Raw genomic sequence first — 13,074 nt, forward strand, 5'->3', positions numbered from 1 at the left:
GAAGCGATTTTATTCGATAAAGGGAAATTTTAGTTTTGATGTTTTTCAATACATGAAAGCAGATCACGAAAAGCTTCAAATTATTTATGCAAATATTCGGGTTTGAATTATAGGTTCCTTTATTTTTTACTTTTATAACCTATAAGAAAGACATCTAATGAATACAAAATATTCTGATTTAATCAATCAAACTTACTATTTTCCGCAAGAAGAATTTACATTAAACAAAGATAATCTTCAATTTCACAATATCGATTTGATGAAATTGGTTGAACAATATGGTACGCCTTTAAAATTCACCTATTTACCTCAAATTTCTAACAACATCAACAAAGCCAAAAGCTGGTTTCGTAAATCGATGGAAAAAAACAAATATGAGGCAAAATATTTTTACTGCTATTGTACTAAAAGTTCTCATTTTGAATTTATTATGAATGAAGCTTTTAAAAATAATATTCATATTGAAACATCATCTGCTTTTGATATTAATATTGTTGAAAATTTATTAGCAAATGGCAAAATTAATAAAAGTACGTATGTGATTTGTAATGGTTTCAAAAGAGACCAATATATTGAAAATATAGCACGACTGATTAATAATGGTCATAAAAACGCCATTCCGATTATTGACAATTACGAAGAATTAGATTTACTGCAAGGAAAGATCAAAAACAAATTCAAAATTGGAATCCGTATTGCTGCAGAAGAAGATCCTAAATTTGAGTTTTATACTTCAAGACTAGGGATTGGCTACAAAAATATTGTCCCGTTTTACAAAAAGGAAATCAAGGAAAATAAGAAATTGGAACTCAAAATGTTGCACTTTTTTATCAATACCGGGATTAATGACAATGCCTATTACTGGAACGAATTAGTAAAATGTATCAAGGTTTATGTCGCTCTAAAAAAAGAATGTCCTACACTTGACGGATTGAATATTGGTGGTGGTTTTCCTATAAAAAACTCACTAGCATTTGAGTATGACTATCAATATATGATAGACGAAATCATCAATCAGATAAAAATTGCTTGTGATGAAGCAGAAGTTGATGTTCCAAATATTTTTACGGAGTTTGGTTCCTACACCGTAGGAGAAAGCGGTGGAGCGATATATCAGATTTTGTATCAAAAGCAGCAAAATGATAGAGAAAAATGGAATATGATTGATTCCTCTTTTATTACGACTTTGCCTGATACTTGGGCAATTAACAAACGATTTATCATGCTGGCAATTAATCGCTGGAACGATACTTACGAGCGGGTTTTGTTGGGTGGTTTAACGTGCGATAGCGATGATTACTATAACTCGGAACAAAATATGAATGCTATTTATTTACCTAAATACAATAAAGAAAAACCACTCTATATTGGGTTTTTCAATACCGGAGCTTATCAAGAAACGATTGGTGGATACGGCGGATTACATCACTGTTTGATTCCGCAGCCAAAACATATATTGATTGATAGAGACGAAAACGGTATTTTAGCAACCGAAGTGTTTTCAGAACAACAAACCTCTGAGGATGTTTTAAAAATATTAGGGTACGAAAAAAAATAAATTTACAATTATTCAATTATACAATATAAAAATTCGTTAAATTTGAAACACTATTTTTAACGTATTGATTTCTAAGTATTTAAATTTTAAAAAATGAGCAAAGGACCAATCAGTCAGTTTATCGAAAAGCATTATTTGCATTTTAATTCTGCATCTTTAGTTGACGCCGCTAAGGCATACGAACAACAATTAGACAATGGTGCAAAAATGATGGTGAGCATGGCTGGAGCTATGAGTACTGCCGAAATTGGAAAGATCTTTTCTGAAATAATTCGTCAGGACAAAGTGCATATTATTTCATGTACTGGTGCAAATCTAGAAGAAGACGTAATGAATTTAGTAGCTCATTCTCACTATGAAAGAGTACCACATTACCGCGATTTGACAGCACAAGATGAATGGGATTTACTAGAAAGAGGGCTAAATCGAGTAACCGATACTTGCATACCAGAGCATGAAGCATTCCGTCGTTTGCAGAAACATATTTACAAAATCTGGAAAGAAGCTGACGACAAAGGCGAACGTTATTTTCCGCATGAATTTATGTATAAAATGTTGCTTTCAGGTGTTCTTGAAGAGTATTACGAAATTGATCTTAAAGACAGCTGGATGTACGCAGCCGCTGAGAAAAATTTACCAATAATTGTGCCTGGATGGGAAGATAGTACAATGGGAAATATATTTGCATCGTACGTCATAAAAGGAGATTTAAAAGCTTCTACAATGAAATCCGGTATTGAATATATGGTGTACCTATCTGATTGGTATCCAAAAAATAGTTCTAAAGGAGTAGGATTTTTCCAAATTGGTGGCGGTATTGCTGGAGATTTTCCAATATGTGTGGTGCCAATGTTGTACCAAGATATGGAAATGCATGACGTTCCTTTCTGGAGTTATTTTTGTCAAATTTCAGATTCGACAACCAGTTATGGTTCTTATTCTGGAGCAGTTCCAAATGAAAAAATTACTTGGGGTAAATTAGATATCAAAACACCTAAGTTTATTATTGAGTCAGATGCGACTATTGTGGCACCTTTAATCTTCGCTTATTTATTAGATCTTTAGAATATTTTTATGAAAAGAGTGATTGTTGATTACGCAAAACTTACCAATGAAATTTTAAACCTATTGGTTGATAAATTTCCAGACGGTTATGATGATTCAAATATTATCAGTTTTAGAAATGCTAAAAACGAATTAGTGGAAGCCGTTGAAGTACGAACTGACGATACTATTTATTTAGTAAAAGTGAGTACTAAACTTGCTGATCGCATTGAAAATTATGATGAAGATGATGAAATTATCATTGATGAAGAAGTTGAACCAATTAAAGGTATTGACTTAGATGATGATATCGATGACGATGACGAGGAGGATGATATTACTGATAAGCCAGATTCAGATTTAGGAGACGATGAGGATGATGAAGATGCTGATGAAAAAGATTTTTCAGATGACGATGACGACGAATAATTAATTCTTGTTTTCAAAACATTTATAAAAGGAACTCGTGATGAGTTCCTTTTTTTATTACTTTAGAAGTGAAATATACGCCAAAAATGACAAATGAAATTTTATACACCAAACTCAAGGAAAACTTCGGTTTTGAAAAATTCAGACCCAACCAAGAAGAAATAATAAATTGTGTCCTTTCCGGTCTAGATACATTGGCAATAATGCCCACCGGTGGCGGAAAATCGATTTGCTTTCAATTACCAGCGTTGCTCTTCCCTGGCATCACAATTGTAATTTCTCCATTGATCGCATTAATGAAAGATCAGGTGGATGGACTTAAAGCCAATGGAATTGAAGCCTGTTTTATCAATAGCAGCCAAACCGAAGACGAAAGACAATTTTATATTGAAAGCCTAAAATCAAACACAATTAAGCTCGTTTATATCGCTCCGGAAAGTTTGTCTTTTTTAGATAATCTTTTTAATAGATTAACCATTAGTCTTATTGCAATTGATGAAGCACATTGTATTTCGGCTTGGGGACATGATTTCCGACCCGCGTATACAAACTTAGGGTATCTAAAAAAGCGCTTTCCCTCTACTCCAATCTTAGCTTTAACTGCAACCGCTGATAAAGCTACTCGTAAGGATATTAGCCAACAATTAAACTTAGTAAATCCTAAAATATTTGTTGCCTCTTTTGATAGAAAAAATTTAAGTTTAGAAGTGCGACCTGCTTTAGACAGAGTAAAACAAATTATAGATTTTATCCAAGAAAAACCAAATGAATCTGGAATTATTTATTGTCTAAGCAGAAAAACAACCGAAGAACTGGCTGAAAAATTACAAAAAACAGGTATTAGCGCTAAGGCATATCACGCTGGTTTAGACAATAAAATCCGCTCGAAAACGCAAGATGAATTTATCAATGATGATTGCAAAGTAGTTTGTGCAACTATCGCTTTTGGGATGGGAATTGACAAATCTAATGTTCGCTGGGTGATCCACTACAATTTACCTAAAAACATAGAAGGTTATTATCAAGAAATTGGTCGTGCCGGTCGCGATGGTTTGCCCTCTGAAACCGTATTATTCGAAAGTTATGGTGATGTGATTCAATTGCAAAAATTTGCTTCACAAGGTTTAAATGCCGAAGTACAACTAGCCAAACTGGAGCGAATGAAACAATATGCCGACGCATTAAGTTGTCGTAGAAAAATATTGCTGTCCTATTTTGGTGAACTCGTTACAGAGAACTGCGGAAATTGTGATATTTGCAAAAATCCGCCATTATTTTTTGATGGAACTGTGATTGCTCAAAAAGCATTATCAGCAATTATTCGGTTGCAGGAGATGGAACCTTTACCTGTAATTATTGATTTTTTACGCGGTTCTAAAAATGCTTACATCGTTGAAAATGAATACCAAAACTTAAAAACATACGGTGTTGGTGCTGATCTTTCATGGTTTGATTGGAATCAATATTTGATACAACTCATCAATTTAGGGTATTGTGAAATTGCTTTTCATAAACAAAACAAAATTAGATTAACCACTCTTGCTAAAAAGGTATTGTTTGAAGGTGAAAAAGTACAGCTGACCATAGTTCAGAAAATTAATTTTGAAAAACAAGAAGCAAAAGAAACGAAAACTAAATCAGTCGCAAATTCACTTTTTGAAACCCTCAGAAAATTGCGTTATGCTATCTCCAAAGAAGAATTAGTGCCTGCTTATGTAATATTTAGTGATGCGGCTTTGCGCCAAATGGAAGCCGAAAGACCGATGAGCGATACTGAATTGCTAGCTATTGATGGAGTTGGAAAAGCAAAACTGGAAAAATATGGTGATGTCTTTATTAAAACTATAATTGATTTTCAAAATTCTAAAGTTGTCAAAAAAAAGAAAGAAACCACTACCTACAAAGAAACGTTAGAACTTTATAAAAACGGATTCTCTGTTGAAGAAATTGCCCAAAAAAGAAAATTAGGATTAAGTACAATTATGTCTCACTTAGCTAAATTGTACGTTGACGGAGCGGACATTGATTTGGATTCCTTTATTTCAAAAGAAGAAGTTTCTCAAATTGCCGAAGCGCAAATAAAACTGGAAGCACCAAATGCCTTAAAACCGTATTTTGATTATTTTGAAGAAAAAATTGATTACGGAAAAATTCGGTTAGCATTGGCAATATTAGAAAAAGAAAATATAGTACTTTAAAAACTTTAAATGATCCAATCTTTTACACCTTTCGTAAATTCTCAGACTGAAATTTTAATTTTAGGAACAATGCCTGGAATTGCTTCATTAGAAAAACAGGAATATTATGCACACAAAAGAAATCATTTCTGGAAAATAATGTATACGTTGTTGAATAATTTACCAATAGCTGAAATCTTTGAAGAAAAGATACAATTACTTCAAGCGAATAAAATTGGACTTTGGGATGTTTTAGAAAATTGTGAAAGAAAAGGAAGTTTAGACATCCATATCAAAAATCAAAAAGAGAATGATTTTGAAACATTGTTTAAAAAATTTCCCAGAATCACTACCATCATTTTTAACGGAAAAGAAAGTCATAAATACTTTCAAAAAAAATTTGGACAAATAAAAGGCATCACTTATTATGTGATGCCTTCCACTAGTCCTGCAAATACAACGTCATTTGAAAATAAACTAAAAATTTGGTCAGCAGGTTTTCAATAAATTATAAATACCTTTCTTCGAATACTTTTTGATGGTGTTTTTGATGACCAATCATAATAAAACCAATCGCTCGAACTGATACAGCTGCATTCGAAGCAACTCCCATTCTCTTTAATTGTTCTTCAGATAAGCTTTTGAAAAGAAACAAATTTGAATGTCTCACCGCCGAAAATTCAGTTAGCAAATCCTGAATACTTCTATTGGCTGATTGTGTATTTTCAATATAATCATTTTCATCAAAACCAGGCAAAGGCGTTTGGTCATTTCTGGAAATTCGTAACGCACGATAGGCAAAAATGCGCTCTGTGTCAATTACGTGTTGAATAATTTCCTTGATATTCCACTTCCCTTGTGCATATCGATAATCAAATTTATCCATTGGAATGTTTTGTACAAAGTGGATAAAATCATGCAATGAAATTTCTAATTCTTCTATCAAATTCACATCTCCTAAAGCATTCAGATAAGGAGTATAAAAAGGGGCATATTCGTTTGTGGGCAATTGTGTTGATTTCATTTTTTTTATGTTTAAGCCGAGTTTCTGCTGGCATTTGTATTTCCAAAAAGAGAACGGGTTACTATTTTTTCGTATACTTTTATCAATGCTTCATCTGGTTTATCTTCTTTGTTTAACTCATTAATTCGCAATAAAGCATATTGCTGTATCGTTAACAAAGGCAACACAATACGTTCTCTTACTTGTATAGATGCTTTACCGTCAGGATAATTTTCCATCAGCTCTTTATGACCAGCAATTTTCAAAAGCAATCGTTTCGTTTCTAAAAACTCATCATATATAATTTGCCAAAAAGCTCCAAATTGAGGATCTTTTCTCATGTAAGCTGTCAAAGGAAAAAATGATTTTGCCAATGACATCATACTGTTTTCCAGTAGGGTTTTAAAAAACAAAGAATGGTCGTATAAACCTTGAACCTTGTCCCACTGATTCGTATCTTCAAAATGTTTCAGCGCTGTACCTACCCCAAAAAATCCAGGTACATTTTGTTTCAACTGACTCCACGAACCTACAAAAGGAATCGCACGTAAATCAGCAAAATCTAAATGTTCCGATTTACTTCTTTTGGATGGTCGGCTCCCAATATTCGTTTTGGCATAATATTTCAACGTGCTCATTTGTTCCAAATAAGGAATAAATTTTGGATGATTTTTAAAGCTTAGGTACTTTTCATAACCAAAACCGGCCAGTTGATCCAATATATTTTTTTCGTCTGAAGTCAATTCATTCTGCCCTTTACTAAAAACCTGATTGGTTACACCGGCACTTAACAAATTCTCTAAATTATAACGGCAGGAGTCTAAGGTTCCAAAATTCGAGCTAATAGTCTGTCCTTGTACGGTAACCTGAATTTCATTATTTTCAATATTTGGACCTAAGGATGCATAAAATTTATGAGTTTTTCCACCTCCACGGGCAGGCGGTCCTCCACGACCATCAAAGAAAATTACTTTTATACCGTATTTTCTCGAAATTGCAGTAAGTTCTTCTTTAGCCCTGTAAATACTCCAATTTGCCATTAAATAACCACCATCTTTAGTCCCATCAGAGAAACCAAGCATAATGGTTTGCTTGTTATTTCTATTTGTCAAATGTGCGGCATAGGCAGGATTCGTGTATAATTTCTCCATGATTTCATGTGCCTGTTGCAAATCATCAACCGATTCGAAAAGCGGAACAACATCAACTGGAGGATTTTCCCAATTACTCAAACGGAATAATGCAAAAGTCTCCATCACATTTAGGGCACTTTCATTGTTACTAATAATGTATCGGTTGGCACCAAATTCACCATTATTTTCCTGAATTGTCTTAATCGCTTGTATAGATTCGATTGTCAAACGTGTCATTTCATTTGAAAATACGGTAGGATCTAGATTTCCGCTTGCACTAGACAATACAGAAAATTTATCCTCTTCGGATAATTCAAAATAATTTTTAGGAAAAACAGAAGGATCTGCTTTTAAGTAAAAATCTACTATATCTTTAAACACCGCATCATGAATTTTACTATTCTGACGAATGTCTAGTGAAGCAAAATGAAAACCAAATAAATTAACTTTTATCAATAGCGCATCCAATTCATCTAAATATAACGATTGATGCTTATCTATAATTATCTGTTTAATCTTACTTAACTGTGATTTAAATTCCTCTAAAGTGATGAAAATTTCTCCCTTAGAATAAAAAACGGACCTGTAAAGTTTTTGTTCCAGTTCAGTAACTAAAGTATCTACTCCTGAGAAGGTTAACTTCCTTTTTAAGTTTCTAATTTCGACATAATAACATTTCAAAATTGAAGTTCGCAAGCGTTCTGCCACTTTCAAAGTTATTTCAGTTGTCACAAATGGATTACCATCCCGATCGCCTCCAGGCCAAAATCCAAGTTTAATTAGAGGGTTTTTTATAGAATTTCCATTAAAAATATTCTTCTGCAGGTATTGCACCATTGCACCAGAAGTTTGATAAAATACATTCTCGAGATACCAAATCAAACTTACAGCTTCATCAAATGGGTTAGGCTTTTCGTTTTGAATAAAAGGAGTTTTACCTAATTGAGCCAGTAATTGTTTAATATCTAACAAATTATTTTCTCGAATTGCTTCAGTCAAATCATTGATAATTCCTAGAACAGCACCAGGATAAAATTGTGTTGGATGCGCTGTCAAAACCGTTCTCACATTGAAATCCTCCAAAAAATCAATTAATTCATCTTTCTTATCTATTGCATCTGATTTTTCTTTAATGTCTCTTAATGAACCTATCCCTTCCATGTTGTTGATCACAGGAAATGCGGCATCTTCAATAGCATCAAATAATACAATTTGGCGTTCGATATATTGTATAAAACGAAACATAATATCAATTTTCTCTGACTCAGAGGTATTGTGCAAATATCTATTGGCAAAAAAATCAACAATCTCTTTTGGAGTCTCTTGCTTTTTAAATCCTGTGTCGCATATATCTGTAAACAAAGGAAGTAGAGCACCGGTATTGTCTATCGAGTGAAATGGCAACGTGATAAAAACACTATTGTAAATATGGTATTTAGAGAGAACATCTTGATTGAATCGTTCAATTTTAGGCAGTGTGTACATAATTTAGCTGTAGTTGGTTTAGTTAATTTTTCATAAAAAAACCCCAAGAATAAACTTGAGGTTATAATTATATATAGCGCAATCAAGAGTATTACATATTTTTGAAAATAGTATGCATCAATCTTTTTTTGTCATTTATGCTTTCCTCTAACGAGATCATTGTTTCGGTTCTATAAACGCCGTCAATATCATCAATCATAAAGATTACATCTTTAGCATGTTTAGTATCTTTAGCTCTAATTTTACAAAAAATATTAAACTTTCCTGTAGTCACCGAAGCTACAGTTACGAATGGAATTTCGTTGATACGTTGCAAAACAAATTTTGTTTGAGAGGTATTGTTTAAAAAAACACCAACGTAAGCAATAAAAGAGTATCCTAATTTGTCATAATCAAGAACTAAAGAGGATCCCATTATGATCCCTGCATCTTCCATTTTTTTTACTCTAACATGCACTGTTCCTGCAGAAATCAATAATTTTTTTGCAATATCCGTAAATGGAACTCTTGTGTTGTCTATCAACATATCTAAAATCTGGTGATCTACTTCATCTAAACGAAACTTACTCATAATTCTTAAATTAACATTATTAATTGCTATTACAAAGTATAAAAATATACATAAAAAACAACAAAAAGACTTAAATATTATATTTTTATCATTCCGTTAACAAATTTCACGTTATTATCTAAATAAAAATCAGCTTTTTGATCTAATTTAGGAATATTATCAAAATCATCTTTGTATAAAGCTCCTTTCGCATCATATTCTAAATGTCCTAATTTATCCTCTAAATCCCCTATTTGTGAAATATAGGCTATAAAACAGACTTGATTTTCAATTAACTCTTCTTTGTATTGTGCTGCAAAATTGGTGATAATTTCAATACCATCATAATTTATTTTGATGTTTTTATACATAAAATCATAAAAAATGACTTTATTTTGAGAAATACTCAAATATTTATCAATTCCATTAACAACTATATCGTTTTCGAAGAGTATCTTGAAACTTAAAATTAAGCTCATAAAAACATATTTCCGAGTTTCTTCTCGCTGATAATCGTTACTAAAATGACCTGCCTCAAATAATAAAGTAGGCACTCCTAAATATTGAAAGGTATCTCCAATACAATTAATATTAAACGAATCATCAAAACGCCCTATTTGATCAGGCAAATAAGGTTGCAATTTCTCATTAATCATCGCAATTAGGTTAATTGCTTTTAACCTGGATTCATTTATTTCTCGTTTCTCATTATATGAGGGTGCCAAAAATGACAATGTAGCTGGTTTTCCAGTCTCGCTTAAGCCAAAAATAGTTCGTTGATCATGTAGATTAAAACAATAATCAGGGCTGAAAGATTCAAAGGTAGCTCTCAATAGCTTACTTTCCGGCTGTGACAACTCTTGCGAATCACGATTTAAATCTACTTTATTCGCATTTTCTCTTGTATATAAAGTAGCGCCGTCAGGATTCAACATCGGGATGGCACAAAAAGTAAATGAACTTAATAATTGTTGTGCAATTTCAGAATCACCTTGCAGCACATTCAAAAAATCAAATAATGCTTTTGTAGTCGTACTTTCATTTCCATGCATTTGTGACCAAAGAAAAATTTTAGTTTTACCTTTTCCTATGGTATACGAATAAATTGGCTTGCCTAAAACTGATTTTCCTATAATTTTAAGTTGCTTATTCGTGTTTAGTTTGTGTAATAACGGCTCAATTAAAGCTAAGGTAATATACCGTCCGTGAATAGATTCTTCTTTATATTGTTTGAAAACTTGTTCTAAATTCATGCTGTTTTATTTAATTTACAAAAGTAAACATCTTTATATTTACAATTGTAAACAATAAAAAGAACGTATTTTTCAATACTGTAAACATATTTTTAGGTAAAAATGGAATGTTCACACACCCTATAATTGACAATTGTTACTGATTTAATAAATTAATATTAAAATGCTATATTTCTGTACTTTAATGTATATTACATAAATTTTAACTTTAATTAATTTGAACTATTAAATTTGATTTATACTTGTAATTTTGGTATTTGAATCCATTTTGATTACATTTGTAAATAGCAAATTCACATCAATAATTTACAATGGTAAACATAGAGAATTTTACAAAAAGATTAGAAATCATATTGGAATATTACAGTTTGAATGCTTCCTCTTTTGCGGATAAGATTGGTGTACAGCGTTCCAGTTTGTCTCATCTTCTGTCAGGAAGGAACAAGCCTAGTCTGGATTTTATATTGAAAATTATTGCAGTTTATCCAGATGTTGATTTGTATTGGATCTTAAATGGACAAGGAACTTTTCCAAAAGATTTTGATCAGTTGCATCGAAAAGAAAAAATAGTACAGCAAATAGAAGAACAAAATAGTTCTGTTGCTGCCGCAAATTTAATCAGCGATGAGAATTTATTTTCGAATGTTAAGAGCACAGATCAAAGCGATACATTGGAAACTAAAAAAATAGAAATACCTATGATTAAAAAAGAATCTGTTGTTTCTGAAATTGATAAAATCGTTATTTTTTATAAAAACGGAACTTTTAAAAGTTATATCCCAGATTAAAACGAAATACTTCCAATTTATAAATTAGATATTTAGAACTAAAAAAGATATCTGCTTGAAAATAATAAGTTGCATTTTTGTCGCAGTTTGGAAATAACAGAGGACAAAGTGAAGCTCAGGGTAGAAGAAGCATAGCAAATTTGAGACAAAAAAATTTAGAATTGGAATAAATTAGGATACTATGATTTTGGCATTTTATAACAGTAAACAATAAAATTTAGCGTGTAAAAATAAAAAGACGGATAAATTTATATCTAAAGTTATCCGTCTCTTTTATTTTCTAATAACAACACATTATTTATTCAAAAAAATATCCCTTTTCCGGGATTTTACCTTTTACATTTATAAAATGTTTATTCAAAATAATCATATCATTTTCGATATCACCCGATGGTAAAATAGGATTTCCCAAATTAATTTCTTTTTTTCCAAAATCAAAAGCAACGGGAATTATGGGAACATTTGCTTTTAAAGCGATATAATAAAATCCAGTTTTAAGGGTGCTCACTTTATTGCGAGTTCCTTCTGGAGCAACTGCCAATCGGAAAATCTCCTTTCGCTGGAAAATAGCTGCAATGGTGTCAACTTTATTTAATTTTCCGGACCGATCCAGCGGCTCGCCTCCCATATATCGAAAATAAAGTCCTAAAGGAAAGCGAAATAATTCCTTTTTGCCCACCCAATTCATCTCTAAACCAGTTATTCCGCGGATAAAAATTCCTAAATAAAAGTCATGCGCACTTGTGTGTGGCATCACCATCATGACACATTTTTTTATTTTTGGATCAATATGGCCTACAACTTTCCATCCCATCAAACTGAAAAAGATCCATTTGTACAATTGTTTCTTCATTATTACTTTCTTTGGTACAAAATAAATAATTAAAATCTTATTTTTGGATAAAACCGCTACTAATGCTAAAAAAAATATTCAGTTATATACTTCCTTTAAAAATTTACCAAACTAAATCAGTTTTAAGCAAATCGATTGAAGTGACTTGGACTAATGGGCAACTTGTTCTAGATTCACAAAACGCAAATTATTCATACGGAAGTTTGCAACGCATATTAAGGTTAGGATTAAAAAATATTGGTTTTGACAAAATTCTTGCCATGGAGCAAATTTTAGTTTTAGGAGTTGCTGGCGGAAGCGTAATAAAAACATTAGTAGAGGAAATAAAATTCAAAGGAGAAATTACAGGAGTAGAAATTGACCCAGAGATAATTAAAATTGCTGATGCCTATTTTCAATTAAATGAAGTTAAAAATCTTACTATTATCATAGATGATGCCTTTGAATATGTTTTGAAAACGCGAAATAAATACGATTTAATTATTATTGATGTTTTTCAGGATACTACTATGCCCAATTTTTTATTTGAACCTTTTTTTACTAATCGCGTTTGCTTTCTATTGAAAAGTCATGGTTTTATTCTCTTTAACACGATGTTATTAAACGAAAAACAAAATCAAAGAAATAGAAAATATGTCAATGAGTTTTACAAAAACCATTTTAGAATAAAAACTATTCCAAGAATTGAAGTGCATAATGAGATAATTATTATCGAAAATTTATCCTAAAAAATATTTTAAATTGTTCTGCAATTCATTAGTAATAAGTTGTATTTCATATTGATTTTTGTCCGTTTAAGTA

General features: G+C 31.7%; 12 protein-coding genes. 7 read left to right on the forward strand and 5 right to left on the reverse strand.

Annotated elements, in window-relative coordinates; genetic code table 11:
• Window positions 1-157 precede the first annotated feature (157 nt).
• From ACEN2F_RS00110 to ACEN2F_RS00130, 5 genes are all read left to right on the forward strand, one after another.
• Entirely contained in the window at window positions 158-1,558 is a 1,401-nt protein-coding gene (locus ACEN2F_RS00110) for an arginine decarboxylase (RefSeq protein WP_441734480.1), read from the forward strand.
• A gap of 93 nt (window positions 1,559-1,651) precedes the next feature.
• On the forward strand, window positions 1,652-2,623 hold the full coding sequence (locus tag ACEN2F_RS00115; protein ID WP_441734482.1) for a deoxyhypusine synthase family protein: 972 nt from the start codon (window positions 1,652-1,654) through the stop codon (window positions 2,621-2,623).
• Between the two features lie 9 nt (window positions 2,624-2,632).
• A complete protein-coding gene (locus ACEN2F_RS00120; RefSeq protein WP_441734485.1) occupies window positions 2,633-3,031 on the forward strand; it encodes a DNA primase in 399 nt (132 codons plus the stop codon).
• 86 nt (window positions 3,032-3,117) lie between these two features.
• The gene (gene recQ / locus ACEN2F_RS00125) at window positions 3,118-5,229 is read left to right on the forward strand and encodes a DNA helicase RecQ (protein ID WP_441734488.1); all 2,112 of its coding nucleotides are present in this window, start codon (window positions 3,118-3,120) and stop codon (window positions 5,227-5,229) included.
• Between the two features lie 9 nt (window positions 5,230-5,238).
• Window positions 5,239-5,715: a DNA-deoxyinosine glycosylase gene (locus ACEN2F_RS00130; protein WP_441734491.1), complete on the forward strand. Its 477-nt coding sequence runs from the start codon at window positions 5,239-5,241 to the stop codon at window positions 5,713-5,715.
• Between the two features lies 1 nt (window position 5,716).
• Here ACEN2F_RS00130 and ACEN2F_RS00135 read toward each other — a convergent pair whose 3' ends face one another.
• The 4 genes from ACEN2F_RS00135 to ACEN2F_RS00150 all read right to left on the reverse strand — a co-directional run bounded on the left by ACEN2F_RS00135 (window position 5,717) and on the right by ACEN2F_RS00150 (window position 10,632).
• Entirely contained in the window at window positions 5,717-6,232 is a 516-nt protein-coding gene (locus ACEN2F_RS00135) for a DinB family protein (protein ID WP_441734494.1), read from the reverse strand.
• Between the two features lie 11 nt (window positions 6,233-6,243).
• A complete protein-coding gene (locus ACEN2F_RS00140) occupies window positions 6,244-8,829 on the reverse strand; it encodes a phosphoenolpyruvate carboxylase (RefSeq protein WP_441734497.1) in 2,586 nt (861 codons plus the stop codon).
• Window positions 8,830-8,920: 91 nt separating this feature from the next.
• Complete coding sequence (locus ACEN2F_RS00145; RefSeq protein ID WP_007139244.1) at window positions 8,921-9,400, reverse strand: Lrp/AsnC family transcriptional regulator; 480 nt, start codon at window positions 9,398-9,400, stop codon at window positions 8,921-8,923.
• Between the two features lie 77 nt (window positions 9,401-9,477).
• Window positions 9,478-10,632 carry a M14 family metallopeptidase gene (locus ACEN2F_RS00150; RefSeq protein WP_441734500.1) on the reverse strand — a complete coding sequence of 385 codons (1,155 nt, stop codon included), beginning with the start codon at window positions 10,630-10,632 and terminating at the stop codon, window positions 9,478-9,480.
• A gap of 311 nt (window positions 10,633-10,943) precedes the next feature.
• Between ACEN2F_RS00150 and ACEN2F_RS00155 the strand changes: the two genes are divergently transcribed.
• Entirely contained in the window at window positions 10,944-11,420 is a 477-nt protein-coding gene (locus tag ACEN2F_RS00155) for a helix-turn-helix transcriptional regulator (protein WP_441734503.1), read from the forward strand.
• 298 nt (window positions 11,421-11,718) lie between these two features.
• Here the strand turns inward: ACEN2F_RS00155 and ACEN2F_RS00160 are convergent, their stop codons facing one another.
• Entirely contained in the window at window positions 11,719-12,273 is a 555-nt protein-coding gene (locus ACEN2F_RS00160; protein WP_441734506.1) for a 1-acyl-sn-glycerol-3-phosphate acyltransferase, read from the reverse strand.
• 62 nt (window positions 12,274-12,335) lie between these two features.
• Here ACEN2F_RS00160 and ACEN2F_RS00165 point away from each other — a divergent pair, with 62 nt between their 5' ends.
• A complete protein-coding gene (locus tag ACEN2F_RS00165) occupies window positions 12,336-13,001 on the forward strand; it encodes a spermidine synthase (protein WP_441734509.1) in 666 nt (221 codons plus the stop codon).
• The last annotated feature ends 73 nt before the right edge of the window (window positions 13,002-13,074 follow it).

Origin of the sequence: Flavobacterium sp. W20_MBD1_R3 (genome assembly GCF_052119725.1) — a bacterium.
Classification (GTDB): Bacteria; Bacteroidota; Bacteroidia; order Flavobacteriales; family Flavobacteriaceae; genus Flavobacterium.